The sequence below is a fragment of the Mesorhizobium sp. M5C.F.Ca.IN.020.29.1.1 genome, from assembly GCF_003997375.1.
In the GTDB taxonomy this organism is placed as follows: Bacteria; Pseudomonadota; Alphaproteobacteria; order Rhizobiales; family Rhizobiaceae; genus Mesorhizobium; species Mesorhizobium wenxiniae.
This window is the reverse complement of record NZ_RZSW01000066.1, coordinates 1-17,879: the sequence shown is the minus strand read 5'-3', so window position 1 is coordinate 17,879 and position 17,879 is coordinate 1. Positions and strand designations below refer to the sequence as shown.

The following is a 17,879-nucleotide window of genomic DNA, read 5'->3' as shown; positions in this document are numbered from 1 at the left end:
ATCTTATCTCGTCGGGCTCCTCGATGATCAGGCGGCTGACGTGGGTGGGAGCGCCAGACAAAGCCTCCAGTAAGCCTATCTGGAGATCGCTCAGCTGGGCTGCATTTCGCAGAAACATATTTCCGGCTCTTGGCTTGATCCGTGCGACTGGATCAGCAAATTCGTCATTTAAGCTCACGTCCCGCATTAAATCCTCTGCAAATAAGCCAGCGTCGTTCCTAGATTAGAATATTAGACAACACAGAATAAACTTATCGGAATATCTTTAGCATGGTCGTCTACCCCGAAGAAGAGGATATTTGTGACAATTAAATCATAAATGATGGAAAACATTTCGTTCTTGTAAAATTTATACAACAAGGCAGCTCATCCATTCGGATTTTTTATTTGGAGAAAGCGAAGGCGCCACTGTCGGCAAGAGCGGCGCCTGCTAGTTGGTCTCGTCCAAGATCGGAGCTCATTGCGCGTGCAGCCCCATGCCACTTTAGACCGGTCCGACCTTGGGAGGGGCTGCCACGGATCCGCGCGGCATGCATCCTCGGTCCCGCAGGCTCAACAGGCGGTTCGTAACGGCAAAGAGCGAAGAGCAGCAGGCGTTCGGCCATGGTGTTCCGCATTCGCGATTGTGTGGTTCGCCAGCGTACACAGACGATCAACATGGTACGGCCATCTTGGCGAATTCGGCTGGTGGCTGCACAGGGGCTTTTCCAGTGGCCAAGCTTGTCGCTGCGATCGAGGATAAGGATTCCGCCATCCCCGAAGCCGTCCGGCCGGTTCTGTGCCTCTTGTTGAGCAGCTCCGCACGCTGGATGAGAGAGCGGCCATTCTCGACAGCGAGATCGCCCGGCGCGCCAAGGAAGATGAGGAAGCCACGCATTGATAGCCATTCCCGGCATAGAGCCGATTACCGCGACTGCCGTTGCCGCGTTGGCTCCCTCGGCCCCGACCTACCAGGAGAGGCCAGGACTTCGCGGCATGGCTCGGCCTCACGCCGCCGCAACGTTCCTCGGGCGGCAAGCGCCGTCGGAGACGAAGGGCGCAGTCATGCCCGTCAGCCGCAGCGCTCCGGTGAAGGTCGTGGTCTTCCAGTGGCCATGCGGCACGCCGGCCCGGCAGCGCTCGCCGTGCGGCGCTCTTCCACGCAGGCGAGCCATCTTTGTGGAGAGGCCGGTCTCGTCGATGAACACTAGCTTCGTCGGATCGAGATCGAGCTGGCCGTCGAACCACTCCCGGCGCCGCTTCAGGACGTCGGGGCGATCCTGCTCCAGTGCGTGCGCGGACTTTTTGAATGTCCAGCCGTGGCCGCGAAGCCAGGCGCTCAAGGCGCTGCGCTGATCCTCACCGACTGCTCGGCGACGAGCCGCTCCACCATCTCGTTCAGCGTGATGTCCTTGCGCTCCCCGATCAGCCCGACGATGAAGGCTCATGCGCATCGAGGCTGGAGGCGCGGCGGCTGCTCTGCGGGCTTGGCCCCACTTCACCGATCTTCGCCCGCACAATCCAGCGGATCGCGCTAAACACTCCCACGCCGAACCGCGCCGCCGCTTGCCGCGCCGACATGCCCTCGTCCGAAGCCTTCAAGACCCGCAACCGAAGATCCACGCTCAATGCTCTTCCCATCGTCCACCTCCATCGAGGGGATGTTGAATCAGCACAAAACGCAGCCGTCATCACAATCGATTCATCGATCACAGGACGCGCTCTAGCTGAAGATCCAGAAGCTGGCGACAATCACGGACGTCGCCAAGGCGGAGGCGCTTACCTACATGACTTTCCCGAGGAGTACCGCGCCCAGTTGCACTCGACCTAGCCGATCGAGCGCCTCAAGCGGCGCACCGAGGTCATCGGCATCTGACGCCATCGTCGCCTCGTTGGGGCGATCCTGCTCGAACAGAACGACGAACGGGCGGTGCTGCGCACCAGATAATGACGCTTGTATGACCCTAGCCATTTGCGCGGAAAATTGAACACCTGATCGAGCGCGGTCTTGTGCCAGGCCCTGAGCCGAGGCCATAATGCGCCGCCGCCCGGTATGGTGATGCGTGGATCAGATCCAAATCGAGAAAGCGATCTTGAGGCTTGGTGCGTCATTCTGGTTTGCCTGACCGCGATCTAATCGATCATTTGCCCATGCGGTTCACGCCTTCCTGAAATTCTCAGACGGATCGGCTCCAGGTGTGCTGCTGGATGCTCACCGGCTCCGATCCCGGGGGGCGAGTGCATCGCCGGCGTCGTTGCGCCGGCAGCGGCTTTTAACAGCGAAACTCCCAAAGCGCCCCCGAACGAATTCGAGCGAAAAAAAGCAATCCGGCTGTTGAGATTTTTTCGGCTGCAAGGACGCAGTCTCGCTACTATGGATCAGTCGACTTGGAGCTGATGTGAAGACATGCGATGCAACCTGAGGCGCCTACCCGGTCATAACCAAGAATCCAAACGTGAAAAGGCTTCCGCATGACGATCCCCTCGATCGCCAATCCCGACCTAATTACCGTGTTCGATAATAAGCCACGCTGGAACCTGCCCGACTACCGCCGCAGCGGCTTCCATAACTTCCACACCACGATGCGTTATGCCATGTCGCTGCGCGCACCCCACGTCCTGCCGCTCAGGAAAGAGGTCGACTGGACCATTGGCGAGCGGCCGGAGGTCGCACGTTATCTCGCAATGCCACATTTCTCGGCCTTCGTCGTAGTACGCGACGATCGCATCCTCTACGAAGAGTATGCGCCAGACTTTGGGCCCGCGAGGCCGCATCCCATCATGTCTATCACCAAGACGACACTCAACCTGATGCTCGGCCGAGCGGTAGCCGACGGCCTCGTCAATCTCGATGAGCGAGTAGGAACCTATCTGCCGGAGATCGGAACGGGCTATGCCGAGGCGACCATAAAAGCGGTGGCTGACATGAACGTCGCCAACGACTTCACCGAGGACTACAGCGACCCCAAGGCCACGGTCTACGCTTTCGATGCCGCCACGGGCTTGCGCCTGCCGCCAGAGGGTCAGAAGGAAGATACGACCCGCTCCTTCGTCTGCGGTATCACCGGCCGCGACCTCGCGAATCGCACCGGTGAGGTGCTGTATAAATCGACTAATAGCGATGTCATCGGCTGGATCGTCGAGCGCGCCAGCGGCCGCGCGTTGCGCGACTGGCTGATCGAGATCGTCGAGGCGGCAGGCCTCGAGGGATGCTTCCATATCACCTGCGACCGCGAGGGTGTGCCGCTTGTCTGTGGCGGCGCCTGCCTCTCGGCCCGCGATCTCGCGCGCTACGGGTTGCTGTTCGCGCGCAAGGGCGAAGGTGTCGATGGCCGTCGCGTGGGCGATGCCGCCTTCATCGAAGAGACGCGTCGCAACCCAGGCCCTGCCTATCCGAATTCGCGTGACCGGACGCGATATAGCCGCCAGACGAATACCGACGGGACGTGGCTCGGCCATGGCGGCTATGGCGGCCAGTATATGCTTGCAAACCCCGACACCGGAACTGTCGTTGTCTACTTCAGCGTGCTCGAGAACAACAGCGCCACGGACGGTGACTTCTTCGGTCCTCTGGTCGAGATGATGGCGGAGCTAGCTGCTCAATGATGAGTTGGTTGGCCCCCGCTTCGGGATGGTGGTCGTCCGGACGGTGCGCGGCAGCCACGGAATACTCTCAATTCGGCCGCCGCAAGGCATGATCTGTACCGCGTGAAATCAGGACTGGTTTCAGGTGAAAGCTCGTCGAGATTCTCGCGACGTGCAGAGAAAAGCAACCGAGCGGAGCCGCCATCTTCGCCAACGAAAAAGTATTCCGACTGTTGAGTTTTTTTCCACAGCACGCAGGCAGTCTCGCCTGTATGGTCCGCGAAATAACAAGAGCAACTGCGCTGCGCAGGCCAAATTGTTGATTGGGAGGAATTCATGAAAGACATGCAATTCAACGTGAGTCGCCGAGGCTTTCTCAAGGTCGGCGCCGCACTCGGCGGTGGTGTCCTCGCTGGCATGCCATTGTCGCAAGCCATCTGGGCGGTCGAGGGGAAGGTCCTTAAGGTGCGTGTGCCTACTGATTACACCAAGCTCGACCCCGGCTTTTACAATTTTAATCAGGAAGCGGACGTGTCGAGCTGCATCTATTCAAAGCTCATTCACTTCAAACCGGGTTCTGAATGGGCGTGGGAGCTGGAAGCGGCGGAAAAGATCGAACAGGTTGATCCCACGCATATTCGCTTCCGCCTGAAGAAAGGGATCAAGTTCACTGGCGGTTATGGGGAGTTGACCGCCAAGGACGTCAAATTCTCGTTTGAACGCGTAATCAAACATAATTCCCCGGTGAAGGGCGATTGGGGTCCGCTCGATCATGTTGAAATCGAGGACGACTACACGGGAGTCATTGTGCTTAAGACCCCATTCGTCCCGCTCTGGAATATCTCGCTGCCTTTCTCGGTTGGACATATTGTTTGCGAGGACGCAGTGATGAAGGCAACCAAGGATGGTGGCGATTTCGGCATGAAGCCGCCGGCATTTTCCGGCCCGTATATGTTCGCCGACTGGAAGCCGAATGAATATCTGCTCCTGGCGCGCAATCCGGATTGGTCAGGCCCGAAACCCGGCTTTGACGAAATCCGTATTGTTCCGATCAGCGATACCAAGTCGGCGGAGCGCGCCTATCAAGCGGGTGACATCGATTTCACTGAAGTAACTTTGGATTCGCTTGCGACGTTCAAGGGCGCTCCACCTGCCGATACCAAACTGGAAGAGCATCCCTCGCTTTCGTACTGGTGGATTGGTATGAACATGGATAACCCGAAGCTTAAAGACATTAATGTCCGAAAGGCGATTCAATGGGCGATCAATGTCCCGCAAATCCTAGACATTGCCTTTGCGGGTCAGGCAGCGGTGGCCACAGGGTGGATACCTCCGGGTGTTGTGGGCCACCGCGACAAGGCGCTCGTCCCACCGGAAGGCGATCTCGCAAAAGCTCATGAGTTCCTGGAAAAGGCCGGCGTGAACAACCTCGCGCTAACCATCGATTGCGTGGACCGGAGCGCCTATGTGACAATAGCCCAAACGGTGCAGGCGCAGTTGTCGCAGATCGGCATTTCCCTTGAGGTCAATGTTTTGGATTCCGGCACATTCGATACCCTCGGTATGGAATCTAAAGGCGATCGCTGGAAGGAAATGCAGCTCATCGTCAACGCCTGGCCCGCGTTGCCAGATCCGTATTTTGCGTTGTCCTACATGGTACAAGATCAGGTCGGCATCTGGAACTGGGAGCGCTTCCGCAGCGAGCGTTTCGACGAGCTCAGCGCCAAGGGGGTCACCATCAGCGACCCGAACGAGCGGGCGAAGGTCTACCATGAGATGCAGGATCTCATGGAGGAGTCGGGCGGCTACCGGTTCCTGACCCATGGGGCCAGTCCAGTCATGTATCGCAAAACGCAAATAGAGGCTGCAACTCGCCCAGATGGATTGCCGTTGTACCTAGAGTTCAAGCCGGTTTAGACTTGAGCGACGTGGTCTGATAAGAACATGTGGCTTTATGTCCTCGAGCGGATCGCCCTCGCGATTGCAATAGTTGTGATCGCGGTGGCGCTTCTCTTCCTAATGATACATGCCCTTCCAGGTGATCCTGCCGCGGCTCTGCTGGGTCCGCGCGCGACACCTGAGATGATGGCGGAGCTCCATCAGCAGATGGGGCTCGATAAGCCGCTTGTCGTGCAGATTGCCAAATTCTACGCCGGGCTAGTCCAAGGCAATCTCGGATACGACGTTTTCAGCCAGAGACCCGTTTCGAGCCTCATCTTCGCGCAACTTCCCCATACGATTGAACTGATCCTGGCCTCAATCTTCTGGCCTGTTTTGATAGGAGTTCCGCTTGGCTGTTACTCGGCCATGCGACGCAACTCACTTATTGACCAAGTCGTCGGAGTCCTGTCGGTCGCCATGATCGCCATTCCAACCTTCGTCATGGCAGTTTACGCGCTGCTGATATTCGCTGTTACTCTCCGCTGGCTGCCGGCCATCGGTGTCGGCAATGGCTTCTGGGATGGGCTAGTCCACCTGATCCTCCCGGCCTTCGCTATTGGGATCGGCTGGGTCGGCTACATATCCCGACTGGTACGAGCATCCATGCTCGAAATTCTGGGGGAAAACCACATACGCATGGCCCGCTCCTTCGGGCTTTCCGAATGGCGCATCGTTGCACGTTATGCGCTGCCACTCGCGATTCTGCCGACCGTCACTATACTCGGTATCGGCATAGCGTGGCTGCTTTCGTCTGCTGTTTTTATCGAAGTGGTCTTCGCAAGGCCTGGGATCGGCGCTCTCATCGTGAACGCAGTCTCTACACGCAACTATCCGGTCGTGATGGGCGTCGTGCTCGTCTCAACGTTGCTTATCGTCACCGCCACGACGATCTCCGATCTTGTCAATGCAGCCCTTGATCCCCGAGCCCGGGAGAAACTCTGACATGGCGAGCGTTGAAACCATCCACGCTGAACCTCGCGAACGCCATGGGCCCGGCGCTTTCCGTGGCTTTCTTCGACAATTTCGCAAAAGCCGTCTGGGCCTGCTCGGAGCAGTGGTTGTAGTGTTGATAGTGGCGAGTGCGATCTTTGCTCCGCTGTTGATTACGCATGATCCGATTCGGATCATGGTCGGGCCGCGTCTGGCAGCCCCTTCAGCCGATTTTCTCCTGGGCACGGATCAGCTGGGCCGAGACACGTTCTCGCGCGTCGTAATGGGGGGCCGTATTCCGCTCCTCGTCGCTTTCGCCTCTCTCGGTAGTTCACTGACAGTCGGTCTCGTGCTTGGTCTCGTCGCAGGGTTCGGTCCACGCTGGCTCGACAACTTGCTTCTGCTGGTCTTCGATACAATCCGTTCCTTTCCCGGCATTATCTTTGCATTGGCCGTTATTGGATTACTTGGACCGAGTCTGGGCAGCATCATATTCGTCATCGCAATAACGTCGATGCCTATTTACGCGCGAGTGGCTCGTACCCAGACAAAGGCACTTCGTAACAGTGAATTTATCGCCGCAGAGCGTAGCATGGGCGCCGGCACGACGCGCATGCTCGCCGTGCACGTACTGCCCAACGTCATCGGCCCGCTTGTCATTCTCGTGAGCATGGACGTGCCCGCGGTTATTGCCGTAGAGGCAGGTCTCAGTTTTTTGGGCTTGGGTGTGCGTCCGCCGACGCCAGACTGGGGGGTGATCCTTCACGATGGCTACAGTTACATCAATCAGACTGTCTGGCTCGTCATCGCCAGCGGTATTCCGATCGTTATTGCAACGATCGGCTTCACATTCCTCGGCGAAACACTGCGCGATATATTCGATCCCAAGTTGCGGAATGACCTATGAGACGCGACGATCCCAAACCGAATGCATCCGTCCGTCCGCTGCTCGAGATTCATGGTCTCAATCTCGACTTCGGTACACCACGCGGGCGTGTTCATGCACTACGCAACGTTTCGCTTGATGTGCCAACGGCACAGGTGGTTGGCATCGTCGGTGAAAGTGGGTCCGGGAAATCCACGCTCGCCTATACGGTAATGGGCCTGCTTTCCGAAAATGCCGAGGTCACGGGCGGCAATATCTTGTTAGAGGGACAGGCCCTGCTCAACATGCCCGCTCAGGCACGACGGAGCCTGCTCGGCGATCGCCTCTCCATCATCTTCCAGGACCCGATGACCGCACTCAACCCCGTGCGAACCATCGAGAATCAGATGATCGATATTCAGCACCACGAACAAAGAAGTCGAAGCGAAAAGCGCGCTCGCGCCGTCCACATGCTTCACCGGGTCGGAATTCCCGATCCGGAAAGCCGGATCAGCGGCTATCCGCATCACTTCTCAGGCGGTATGCGCCAGCGCATATGCATCGCTATGGCGCTGCTTGTAAGACCTGTGCTCCTCATCGCCGATGAGCCGACTACTGCGCTCGATGCAACGCTGGAGGTGCAGATCATTCATCTGCTCAAGGATCTGCAAAAGGAAATCGGCTGTTCAATCCTATTTGTTTCGCATCATCTCGGCGCGGTGGCTGAGCTGTGCGACCGAGTCGCCGTCATGTACGCAGGCGAAGTGGTGGAAGAGGGGGCCGTACGGGACATCTTCCACAGTCCTGGTCATCCTTACACCCGCGCGCTGCTTGAGTGCGATCCGGGACGGATCAGGCAAAAGACGCGCACTTTGCCGACCATTCCCGGCGAGGTGCCAAGTCTTCTCGGCAGCAAAAAGGGGTGCGTCTTCCGTCAGCGATGCCCCTCGGCGTACGATCGCTGTATCCATGAGAACCCGGTCGAGTACCGCATCGGCCTTGAGCACACCGCGCGATGCCATCTGCTCTGTGAAGAACGGAAGGTTTTGGCATGAGCGCGCTGCTCCGCGTCCAAGACCTGCGCGTCCGTTTCCGCACCATGGGCACGCTAAAAGCACTTGCCACGGGAACCAGAGCCCCTTTCATCGATGCGGTGTGCGGTGTTTCCTTTGAAATCCGCAAAGGCGAGACGCTGGCCCTTGTCGGCGAAAGCGGCTCAGGCAAATCCACTATCGCGCGCACGATAATCGGCCTGCAGCGGGCCGTTAGCGGCAGCATCAGCTTCGACGGACAAGAAATTGGGGAGCTCAGCGCAGCTGAACGCAGGCCCTATTTGCAGCGCATGGCAATGACGTTTCAGGATCCCGTCGGCTCTCTCTCCCCGAGGCTGACTGTGCGATCGCTCTTAACTGAGCCCTTTCGCATCCATGGCTTAAAAGATCGCGATGCCGGAGCCGAAGCGATGCGCCTGCTTAATATGGTAGGCTTGCCGGCGGATTTTGCCCGTCGTTATCCCCATCAGCTTTCCGGCGGTCAGGCCAGGCGCGTGGGTGTCGCGCGTTCCCTTGCGCTCAATCCGGAGTTGATCATCGCCGACGAACCAACCGCAGGCCTCGATGTGTCGGTGCAGGGCGAGGTGCTCAACCTCCTGGCGCGACTGCAGGACGACCTCGGCATCGCAATCCTCATCATCACACACAATCTCAATGTCGTGCGCCACATGGCAGATCGCATGGCGATCATGTATCTCGGTCGCTTCGTCGAGGTCGGTTCGACCGAGCGCATCTTCGATCAACCGCGTCATCCATATACGCAAGCGTTGCTCTCGGCGAACCCGGAGCCTGATCCGGATGCCGTACTTAATCGCATCGAGATCAAGGGCGAGGTCCCGAGCCTGCTTCGGCGGCCATCCGGCTGCGAGTTCCACACGCGCTGCCGCTATGCGCAGGAAATCTGTAGCAGCGTTTTCCCCGCACGGTCCGAGGGCTGCCACCGAGGGTCGGAACATAGCTTCACATGCCACTTCCCGGTGGGCACCGTTGAAGCATGCAGAGAACAAGAGGTGTGTTAAGGAGGCATCGTGTTGCTCGATTGCCGGCGAAATCCATACCCGGGCCAGATTGCGTGACACGGCTCGGTCAATCGAGCTTGGTCAAACTCACATACGGTAGCCGGTTGGGAGGGCTGCGCCAATGTCCCGCTTGGGGCGGCAAGGGCCCAGAAGGACCCGTTTTTGATACGGCAGCCAGCTGGGATCTCCTGGATCCGCCGAAGGCTGATCAGGCCTCGAGAGACGAGTTGTCGGTGTGGTCTCGTCAGACGCCTCCAGGATTCGATGGATCCAAAAGCCATCGAGACCCGCCTCCTGACTGACCACAAGCAGGCTCGTGATATCGCCGCCGTGTACCGGATATTTTAGACATCTTCTCCCCACTGCCCAAAGTGATCAACCAAGTCGGTTTACTGAGTTCCAAGAAACGAAGATCGCGCCAAGGTCGGTGCGGATAGCGGCAGGCGCCGCGGATCGATCGGCTACAACGCCGCACGATTGGCCTCCACAGAGTTGTTGGTCAGCAACCCCAGTCTGTCAGAGCGCAGGTCGCGATCCACCACCGGTTATGGAATCTTTGATGATGACCAGCGCGGGCTCGCTACCGCCGCATTCTTACGGGGTCGGCTCGTCGGCTATATCTTCGGCTTGGGAGTGCAACGCAAGGCGTCTGAATTACCAGCGGCTGGCTGCCCTACCGAGAAATGCGCGAACGTGGACATGGCGCATCGCTCAAGCGGTATCAGCGGCGTTGGTGTAGGAAGCGCCCAGGGCGGAAATTGACGAGATCGTCTTAATGGCCAAAAAGCGGGTTGGCTTGGTCTTGGGACGAACTCGTTCGCGAGCTCGTAGATTCGGCCAGCGGCTGAGTCCAAGGTGAAGGTCAGTCACTTCATTGGCTACAGGCCCAAATAGATTCAAGTGTGATCTTGCAAGACAATCACCCCTTTTCGTCGCCAGTCTGCGTTGCTACGGGAGGTGGAGAGGCACCGATTTGTTCATGTTCACCGGAGGTCGGAAACGATGTGATCGACCAACTGATTGAGTCGACGGCACGCTGCAGTATCGCTTCGGTCAGAGCACGGTTGGATGAAGCGGCGATCACATTTCCGATACAGTCTCCGAAATCGCCTTTCCTAACGATGGGTGTTTTTGGTTCAACTCTCAACTTGACTTCAACGACACCTGGTATCGCAGTTGCCCCACTGACGCCATCGATCCGATCGAGGATGCCATCACGGTCCGCAACGAGGAATCGCGCGGCCCCGGTCTGTGAATGGCTTTTGCATAAATTCCATTCGTCGCCGATAACAAGCTTTATGTGCTCTGTGAGGAGATCCACACCGCAAGCAGCCTGCACCACTTCAGGTCCGGGCGAGCCGCTTAGACGTGGATTGACTTCGATGATGACCGGGCCACGGTTTGTCCACCGAAATTCAATGTTCGTCGGTCCCCAGCCCAGGCCGAGAGCCCGCAAACAACTCAGCGAAACATCGGTGATACGCTCATGCTCGACATCAGTCAGCCGGACCGGAAAGGTCCACTGGTCATAGACGAAATGCGGCGGCGGACCGAAGTCAGCGGTGCCAATTCCAATGACCTCATCTCCCATCATCTCGGTCCAATAATGGGGGCCTTGTGCGAATTCTTCGACCAGTATCCTCGGCGAAGACCGCCATATGTGCTTCCCCCCCAACAGATAAGTTATATGTTCGGCCAACTCATCGACGTTGCGGCACAGTCTGACACCGGAGCTGCCGACGCCTACGGCCGGCTTAAGAACCACCGGCAGGCCAATATTCGCAGCAGAGCTTTCTACCTCCGTAGCATCCGTTGCCAAGCGATATGCAGGTATCGGAATGCCGGCCTCCGCGAGAAGCTGACGTTGAACGAATTTATCGCAGCATCGTTCAATTGACGTAGGGTTCGGCCCTGGTAAATCGAAATGCCGGCAAAGCTTGCCAACTGTCGCATAGGTCAACTCCGTGGCGGATGTAATGCCAGCAATGTCGTAGGCTGCACCCAGCCGGGAACATTCGTGGATCAGAGCATCGAGATTGTTTGTATCGACATGAATTGCCTCAGTGTTCTCCGCCGCAAGATATTCGTGCCGGGTTGGATCAGCCGACAGGGTGATCGGGTGAAGGTCAAGATGCTGAGCCGCTTGGACGTACCGCGGCATATTGCTTCCGCCTTCGATCAGGATAAGCGCTCTTCTCGCCATTGCTGTTAACTCCGACAATGCTGTGTTGCGCAGCGGTCTGAGCGTATATCGAAATTAACCTTTATCCGCCTGACCTCATACATCGCGGTGAAGTTACCATTCTCAACACTTTTCAGCTGCAAAGATTCCGTAAAGATATTTGGAGGTTTTGTTGCAATCGCTGAATGTGCATGCAAGGAGATCGGCGAGGTTTGGGTGGAGCGCAATGAGTTGTGTGAGTCAAGTTCTGCAAAATGGGCGGTGACGTTAGCGTGTCCGCCGCGCAGCCCCCGTGTTTAGCGGAGCGGCGGACACGCCAACGTCACCGCTGAATGCCACGCCATTTTTGCAGAACTTGACGCACACAACTCGGCCGGCGATGGCCACAAAAAGGGGCTCCCACTCCGTTTGTTTGGTGAAAAGCATGCCAGATAACCTTCAAAAGATCACCACTGCGCCGCGGAAGCAGAACACATGGCCGCTGAACGATTATTTGGCGCGCCCCATAACCGTTCTTATGCGTCGGGCGAGATTATGTGGCGGAGCCGCCCTGACGCCCGGCAGGGCCGGCCAAACCCAGCTTGCCTCCGCCACATAATATTTCATGCCCTTCACATTGGGCGCGGGATTCCCCACAATGCCGGAGGAGCAGAATGCTCGATTTCTACTTTTCGTATTGTGGGGTGCTCAAGCGCCTGCGCAGCGGTGCACTCGGTGGCGAGATGGATCGCCTCGCGGAATTTTTCACGCCTGGTTATAAGCGAGCGTCCGCCAGGATTTACCTGAGCCGGATTGCGCGCTTTAGCCAGTTTGCCGCGACGCGCTGTGGTCCGATGCCGATCCATCAAGATGTCGTCGATAGCTATTTGTGCACGTTTACGACGGATTCTCCACGCATTGGAGCTGTGTCGCCGCTGGGACACGCACTGCGAGTGGCTCCGGAGCGATTTATTGCTTCCGTTCCCAGTAAAGATGCTGACCCGGATGCTCCGCTTCTGGCTTCCTTTTCGGACTATCTGCGCAAGGTGCGGGGCCTGGAGCCGAAGACCCGCGAAGGCGTTCTTTTGGGCGGCCGCCGCTTTCTGGTTTGGTTCCGCCATCACCCTCCCGGCCAAGACCTCGAGGCGTTGGCGGCTGAGCACGTCCTAGCTGCTGTCGAGCATCGGCTGTCCCTATCGACGACCTCCGGCACCCGCACGGCAGCGACTTCTCTCATCCGAACATTTCTTCGGTTTTGTGTTGGGCTGGCCACCATGACCAGGATCTCGCCGGCGTCATCCCACGGACGCCTCATTGGCGTTTGGCGCTTTGCCGCCGCGCGTTACATGGGATGACGTTCGCGCAATCGATGCGATCGGCGCAACGACGCCGGTCGACAATCCGCGATCGAGCCGTCCTGATGCTACTCGCCACCACGGGCATTCGCAACGGCGAGCTATGCGCCATTCAGCTGCAGGATATCAACTGGCGAGCTGGCGAGGTTTTTGTCCGGCGCACCAAGGGCAAGCATGATCGCGTGGTGCCGCTCCTCGAGGAGACCGGCGCCGCGCTCGCCAACTACATCCTGCGCGCGCGACCGAAAGTGGATAGTCCGCATCTGTTCCTGTCCTTCACGCCGCCCTTGGGACCGTTCAAGTGCGCGTCGCCCCTTTCGAGGATCGTGCGGAAGCGGTTCCGGCATGGCGGGATCGAACTCGGGCGGGTCGGAGGTGCGCATCTTCTGCGCCTCAGCTATCAACGGCCGCAGCCGTTTGGAACATAGCCGCTCCGATGCCTCCCACAACAGAGGCTCCGCAATTCTTAGGATCGTGCACAATGTCGTTTCCTAGTGACCAATGAAGAGACGTCGATTGCATAGCGTTCGCAAGATCGCGGCTCGGGCCGTTCAGCTCCTGTGTTTCCAGGACCTGAGGGCGTCCATATCGCTGTTGGCCGCCCGGCGATGCGCTCGACGGTCTGGGTAAGCCCGGCTTGCGGATCGACAGCTTGCTTTCTTCATTGTGGCAAGAAGGTTGATACCAGCCGCCCCTCCGATTGAACGCACGGAGCACGAGCAAATTTTTGATGTGTTCGCGGCTTATCTGACGAATGAGAGGGCTCGCCGCCTCGACGGTGAAAAGCCATAAGCCGCTGTCCAACCGCCCTTGAGCATGAGAACTGTACTATGCCGTGGTCTCCGGCCAAAACGGTGGAGAAGCGCGCTTCAACCGCCATGGTGAAAGATCAACCCCGCGACTCATACAAATCGACAGAACGATGTGGTGTTGCAACATACAGGTTTGTAACTGTGAATGTTCTCAGCGGATGGATCGCTATTAAACCCGAGGCGTGAGGTGCACGCCAGCGATCGTGCATCGCACGGAACCGCCGGCCCGCTCAACCGTAGGAATTGCTAGCGGCAGCAGCCGCGCGCTCTCGCCGATGATGTCAATCTGTTCCGGCTTCAATGCCGAGAGTGCGGTCGTCGACAGGGCCAAGATGCGCCCGTTCCGGCCCAAGAGCTCAATAGCATTGCCTGCAAACTTCTCAATCTGTGCGTTGGTCAGCCCGATCACCCGGCGGTCGGCGCGTTCGAAACGATTGACGATTTCGCGCCGTCTCCCTGAGTCAGTGATCATGTCGAGCCCGATCATGGCGAAATCGGTCGCAACGCACATCAGGATGTTCGTATGATAGATGTTGAACCCGCTGGGATCCTTCGCCGAGAACACCATTGGCTCAAAACGGAACTGGGTACAGAACCTTTCAAGCGCGATTGGATCGGTTCGCTCAGATCTTACCGCATAGGCGACCCGATCGATATGATCGAGCACCATCGAACCGGTACCTTCCAAAAAGACCCCGTCAGCCTCAAGGCCAGAATAGTCGATCACCTCCTGCACTCTATATCGGCTCTTCAGCAGGTCAATAATATCGCTCCGGCGCTCACGCCGGCGGCTTAAGGCCTTCATCGGATAGATTGCCACGTAACCGCCAACGTGGGTTGAAAACCAGTTGTTCGGAAATACAGAATCCGGAGTGTCGCTGTCGTCGCTCTCGAACAAATGCACCACTATACCCTGCTCTCGAAGCAGCGCAGCGGCGCGGGTGATCTCCGCATAGGCGAGCGGCGACAGATCTCTGGCATCATCATTCGATATTTGAAAGCGATTGTCGGCCGCAGTCTCAGTATTGACTGTGAAACGGTGCGGACGGATCATAACCACTGCGGAAGGGGCCTGAACCGAGAATTCTGAATGTGTTGCCACGGGAAAAACTCCGATCGGGTTAGCGAGCACGTCGGAGCATGCCGCAGAGGTTGCGCGGGTCATTTGGGTCATTGATCATGTCGAGGCGCTGACAGTAAAACGGTTCGAAAGCCGCTCTCATGCCTGGTAGAGTCCTCGCTTTCGAAGCCAACGCTGTCGAACAGGGTGAGTTGGTCGCATGTTGCCGACCCGGTGCCGCGCCAGTCACCACTCACCAGAGTTAGGATAGTTCGCGGCATCTGTTGAACCTCGCGGTCGGTCTGCGGCGGACATTCGACGAAAGTGTCGGCGCATCAGAATAGTATAGCTCGGTCTTGCCAGCGCAATCGTCCCCGATCGCATTGATATGCACCCTGAGGCCGATTATGTTGTTTGCTTGTCGATGGTGCTGGTGCCGATATCCCTGCCGGTTCCACGGCCGCTTCCGCGGACCTGCAGGAGACGACGCTGAGGCCGAAATTATCGAGATTGCGGGTGGTCTTTGCTGTGCCTCGCGGGTCGATGTCATCGTGCCTTTGGTCAGATTGGATCGCGCACCAGTGGGCAAGTCATGCAGTGCCCGCCGCCACGGCCACGGCTGAGTTCCGCACCGTCGACAGTGATCACTTCCACGCCGGCGCGCCTCAACAGCGTGTTCGTGTATGCGTTTCGTTCGTAAGCAATCACAACGCCCGGCTCGACGGCGATCACATTATTAGCGGCATCCCATTGCTCCCGCTCGGCCGCGAAGCTATCACCCCCGGTCGCGACAGTACGGAGAGCCTTCAACCCCAGCGCCTCGGCCACTACCGACAAGAAGGGGCCGGTCTCCTTAGTGACATCGAGGACACCCTCAGCGTTGTTCGGTCGCAGCGAAAACGTTTGTAGCAGTTCAACAACCCTCGGGTAGATCGTCACGAGGTCGCGGTCGCAGAAGGTGAAGACTGTGTCAAGATGCATAAAGCTGCGATTCCGCGGCATCAGTGCTGCGATGACGCGGGTCACTTCGTCCGTCGTGAACAAGCGGCGCGCCAGAGCCTCCACTGCCTGCGGTGTGGTTCGTTCACCCATTCCAATCAGCACAACACCGCCACCGATCGGCATCACATCTCCGCCCTCGAGACTGGAAGCGGGGTCTGTTCCATCGGGCAACAGGTAAGTGAAGCTGGCCTCGCGAAACCGTGGATGGAAGCGGTAGACCGCTTCGACATTCGCAGCTTCAGGCTGTCTCGCAGGCCAATACATAGGGTTGACCGAGACACCACCATAGATCCAACAGGAGCTGTCACGTGTGAAAAGCTGGTTCGGCAAGGGCGGCAGAACGAAATCCTCCGGCACCAGCGTTTGCCCTTTTAGGCTGCGCGGTACGAACGGCATTTCCGCAGCCAAAATCCCGCTAACCAGATAGGTCGCGAGCTGATCAGAAGGAATCTCCTCGAGCCAGCCCCGCAGTTCATCGACCATGTCTTGCCCGACAGCGGAAGGATGAACGCGACGGTCGAGGAGCCAACGGCGTGGTTCCGGCAACGCCACTGTTGCGGAAAGCAGTTCGTCTAACCAGTGAACCACCACGCCACGGTCGCGCAAGGCCTGCACGAACAGGTCGTGCTCGTGTCCGGCGCGCTCGACGCAGAGTACGTCGTCGAAAAGAAGACCCTTGCAGTTCCGCGGCGTGAGGCGGCGGAGGCCAAGGCCTGGCCGGTGGACCAGCACCTCTCGCAGCCGGGCGACCTCGGAATGCACACCTAAGCTCATCATGGGAGTTGTCCTCAGAGCGGGGCCGACGGCGCAGGTCGTGTCTTGTTGACGGCAAGGCAATGGCGCCAAGGGGACAGTCATGGTTGGATCGGCCGGAACAAAGGGGCATTCAGCCCGCTCGCGCCCCCGCCCAGAACGAGAAAAGGATGCCGCGTAAATCGAGGACAGCGCACATAACAAGTGGGTGAATGCACCTCGTCCGGCGTAGCGGACGAGGTGCAGGATAACGAAGCGTAGACACCGGATTTGGCGGTCGCCTGCAACTGTTCGAAGAATCTCGTGCTAGTGAGGTCCTCAAGCAAAATCATCGGTACAGACATCGAACGGCCCTGCTTCTAGGTAAACGTCACTGTTTGGGGAGCAAGAGCCATGCCGAGCCAATCATTTCAACATGTTGCCTGTATGCGTCCGTTTCTGCCTGTCCGTTACCGGCAAAATTTTGTCGGGCTTCTGACGATAGAGAAGCCTCCTAGTGCTCGGTAAACGCCCAGCCATATTGGGGGGCGAATGATCATGACGCAGAACTTCGCCGGCGTCACGTCGAGCCCCTCGGAGACGTCTTCGCCGACCCTGACCGGCTGGCAAGCACCGCAGACGCAGGCGACAGTCTCCAGCTCCACGATGACCTCAACACGCTCCAGATGCGCCGGGAACCTTAACATCCGTTTCGCCGGTGAAAGGGTTCATAGCGGTGTTTATTAGGACCTCTTCATAGGCTCCGCCGTAACGCGTGAACGCGAGCGGACCAGAATTGGCCCCGGCACGCGAGGGCTCTGACTCACAAATTGGAGCCGCAAGCAACCCGGCCGGCCGGCGGGTCAAGCGAAGTGAGGATTTGACCCCCGCATTGCCTCAGGTTGATTGTTACCGTTAGGGTCGCTGTCCCGAGGGGATGAAGCCGTTGTTGTCATCCTGATTCGGAGGCTGGATGGCGGGGCGGGTTAGCATGGCGACACGGTTGAATTGGTTGAAGCGATTGTCGAGCGATATCGATCGAGCTGCCGGGCCGACAAAAAACGGATTTGAACGAGCTCGTCGCAAGTACCGGCTATCATCGCAAACATGCGATCCGGGTGCTGCGACCTCGCGCTGCCGGTCCCTCGCCCACCAGACAATATCCGGTGCTTTATGGCGCCGAAGTTCGGGAAGCGCTGGTGGCATTGTGGGAGGCGTCCGATCGCCTTTGCTCGAAACGGCTGAAACCGCTGATTCCCATTTTGCTGCCGACTCTTGAGCGGCATGGCCGGCTCGATCTGGATGGCGAACTTCGCGACAAGCTGCTGACGATCAAGCGCAGCGACGATGGATCGCCTGCTTTCGGAAGTGCGTGCTGTAGCTCGC

11 protein-coding genes and 3 pseudogenes are annotated in these 17,879 nt (G+C 58.2%); 9 read left to right on the top strand and 5 right to left on the bottom strand.

Translation table 11 applies throughout. The features are described 5' to 3' along the window. Nucleotides 1-1,016: 1,016 nt before the first annotated feature. Nucleotides 1,017-1,620: pseudogene (locus EOA85_RS08355) on the bottom strand (IS630 family transposase); the annotation flags it as partial. An 831-nt stretch (nucleotides 1,621-2,451) separates the two neighbouring features. Between EOA85_RS08355 and EOA85_RS08350 the strand changes: the two are divergent. The 6 genes from EOA85_RS08350 to EOA85_RS08325 all read left to right on the top strand — a co-directional run bounded on the left by EOA85_RS08350 (nucleotide 2,452) and on the right by EOA85_RS08325 (nucleotide 9,371). Then, complete coding sequence (locus EOA85_RS08350; protein ID WP_127209050.1) at nucleotides 2,452-3,585, top strand: serine hydrolase; 1,134 nt, start codon at nucleotides 2,452-2,454, stop codon at nucleotides 3,583-3,585. A gap of 315 nt (nucleotides 3,586-3,900) precedes the next feature. After that, nucleotides 3,901-5,481 (top strand): ABC transporter substrate-binding protein, encoded by a 1,581-nt coding sequence (locus EOA85_RS08345; RefSeq protein WP_127209049.1) that lies wholly within the window; start codon nucleotides 3,901-3,903, stop codon nucleotides 5,479-5,481. 27 nt (nucleotides 5,482-5,508) lie between these two features. Continuing rightward, nucleotides 5,509-6,447: an ABC transporter permease gene (locus EOA85_RS08340; RefSeq protein ID WP_127209048.1), complete on the top strand. Its 939-nt coding sequence runs from the start codon at nucleotides 5,509-5,511 to the stop codon at nucleotides 6,445-6,447. Between the two features lies 1 nt (nucleotide 6,448). Beyond that, nucleotides 6,449-7,342 (top strand): ABC transporter permease, encoded by an 894-nt coding sequence (locus EOA85_RS08335; RefSeq protein WP_127209047.1) that lies wholly within the window; start codon nucleotides 6,449-6,451, stop codon nucleotides 7,340-7,342. Next, nucleotides 7,339-8,355, top strand: a complete 1,017-nt coding sequence (locus EOA85_RS08330; RefSeq protein WP_127209046.1) for an ABC transporter ATP-binding protein — start codon at nucleotides 7,339-7,341, stop codon at nucleotides 8,353-8,355. The genes EOA85_RS08335 and EOA85_RS08330 overlap by 4 nt, the downstream gene beginning before the upstream one ends. Next, nucleotides 8,352-9,371, top strand: a complete 1,020-nt coding sequence (locus tag EOA85_RS08325) for an ABC transporter ATP-binding protein (RefSeq protein WP_127209045.1) — start codon at nucleotides 8,352-8,354, stop codon at nucleotides 9,369-9,371. Before EOA85_RS08330 ends, EOA85_RS08325 begins: the two co-directional genes overlap by 4 nt. 252 nt (nucleotides 9,372-9,623) lie before the next feature. On the opposite strand, the pseudogene EOA85_RS08320 reads toward EOA85_RS08325, so the two are convergent. Both EOA85_RS08320 and EOA85_RS08315 read right to left on the bottom strand, forming a co-directional pair. Continuing rightward, nucleotides 9,624-9,806 (bottom strand): annotated as a pseudogene (locus EOA85_RS08320) (IS110 family transposase); the annotation flags it as partial. A 484-nt stretch (nucleotides 9,807-10,290) separates the two neighbouring features. Beyond that, nucleotides 10,291-11,574 (bottom strand): acetyl-CoA carboxylase biotin carboxylase subunit family protein, encoded by a 1,284-nt coding sequence (locus EOA85_RS08315; RefSeq protein ID WP_127209044.1) that lies wholly within the window; start codon nucleotides 11,572-11,574, stop codon nucleotides 10,291-10,293. A gap of 632 nt (nucleotides 11,575-12,206) precedes the next feature. On the opposite strand from EOA85_RS08315, the gene EOA85_RS08310 reads away from it, so the two are divergent. Together EOA85_RS08310 and EOA85_RS08305 are read left to right on the top strand one after the other, a co-directional pair. Next, nucleotides 12,207-12,887 (top strand): site-specific integrase, encoded by a 681-nt coding sequence (locus EOA85_RS08310; protein ID WP_127209043.1) that lies wholly within the window; start codon nucleotides 12,207-12,209, stop codon nucleotides 12,885-12,887. Between the two features lie 65 nt (nucleotides 12,888-12,952). Beyond that, nucleotides 12,953-13,315 carry a tyrosine-type recombinase/integrase gene (locus EOA85_RS08305; RefSeq protein ID WP_245485641.1) on the top strand — a complete coding sequence of 121 codons (363 nt, stop codon included), beginning with the start codon at nucleotides 12,953-12,955 and terminating at the stop codon, nucleotides 13,313-13,315. Between the two features lie 553 nt (nucleotides 13,316-13,868). On the opposite strand, the gene EOA85_RS08295 is transcribed toward EOA85_RS08305, so the two are convergent. Then, complete coding sequence (locus EOA85_RS08295) at nucleotides 13,869-14,753, bottom strand: arginine deiminase-related protein (protein WP_164759550.1); 885 nt, start codon at nucleotides 14,751-14,753, stop codon at nucleotides 13,869-13,871. 567 nt (nucleotides 14,754-15,320) lie between these two features. Next, nucleotides 15,321-16,538: an arginine deiminase gene (locus EOA85_RS08290; RefSeq protein ID WP_127209042.1), complete on the bottom strand. Its 1,218-nt coding sequence runs from the start codon at nucleotides 16,536-16,538 to the stop codon at nucleotides 15,321-15,323. Between the two features lie 1,121 nt (nucleotides 16,539-17,659). Here EOA85_RS08290 and EOA85_RS38750 point away from each other — a divergent pair. Next, nucleotides 17,660-17,879: pseudogene (locus tag EOA85_RS38750) on the top strand (hypothetical protein); the annotation flags it as partial.

Coding starts and splice junctions, on each gene's coding strand:
- EOA85_RS08345 (WP_127209049.1), top strand. CDS start 3,901: ATGAAAGACATGCAATTCAACGTGAGTCGCCGAGGCTTTCTCAAGGTC.
- EOA85_RS08340 (WP_127209048.1), top strand. CDS start 5,509: ATGTGGCTTTATGTCCTCGAGCGGATCGCCCTCGCGATTGCAATAGTT.
- EOA85_RS08310 (WP_127209043.1), top strand. CDS start 12,207: ATGCTCGATTTCTACTTTTCGTATTGTGGGGTGCTCAAGCGCCTGCGC.
- EOA85_RS08315 (WP_127209044.1), bottom strand. CDS start 11,574: ATGGCGAGAAGAGCGCTTATCCTGATCGAAGGCGGAAGCAATATGCCG.
- EOA85_RS08350 (WP_127209050.1), top strand. CDS start 2,452: ATGACGATCCCCTCGATCGCCAATCCCGACCTAATTACCGTGTTCGAT.
- EOA85_RS08290 (WP_127209042.1), bottom strand. CDS start 16,538: ATGATGAGCTTAGGTGTGCATTCCGAGGTCGCCCGGCTGCGAGAGGTG.
- EOA85_RS08295 (WP_164759550.1), bottom strand. CDS start 14,753: ATGATCCGTCCGCACCGTTTCACAGTCAATACTGAGACTGCGGCCGAC.
- EOA85_RS08330 (WP_127209046.1), top strand. CDS start 7,339: ATGAGACGCGACGATCCCAAACCGAATGCATCCGTCCGTCCGCTGCTC.
- EOA85_RS08325 (WP_127209045.1), top strand. CDS start 8,352: ATGAGCGCGCTGCTCCGCGTCCAAGACCTGCGCGTCCGTTTCCGCACC.
- EOA85_RS08305 (WP_245485641.1), top strand. CDS start 12,953: ATGCTACTCGCCACCACGGGCATTCGCAACGGCGAGCTATGCGCCATT.
- EOA85_RS08335 (WP_127209047.1), top strand. CDS start 6,449: ATGGCGAGCGTTGAAACCATCCACGCTGAACCTCGCGAACGCCATGGG.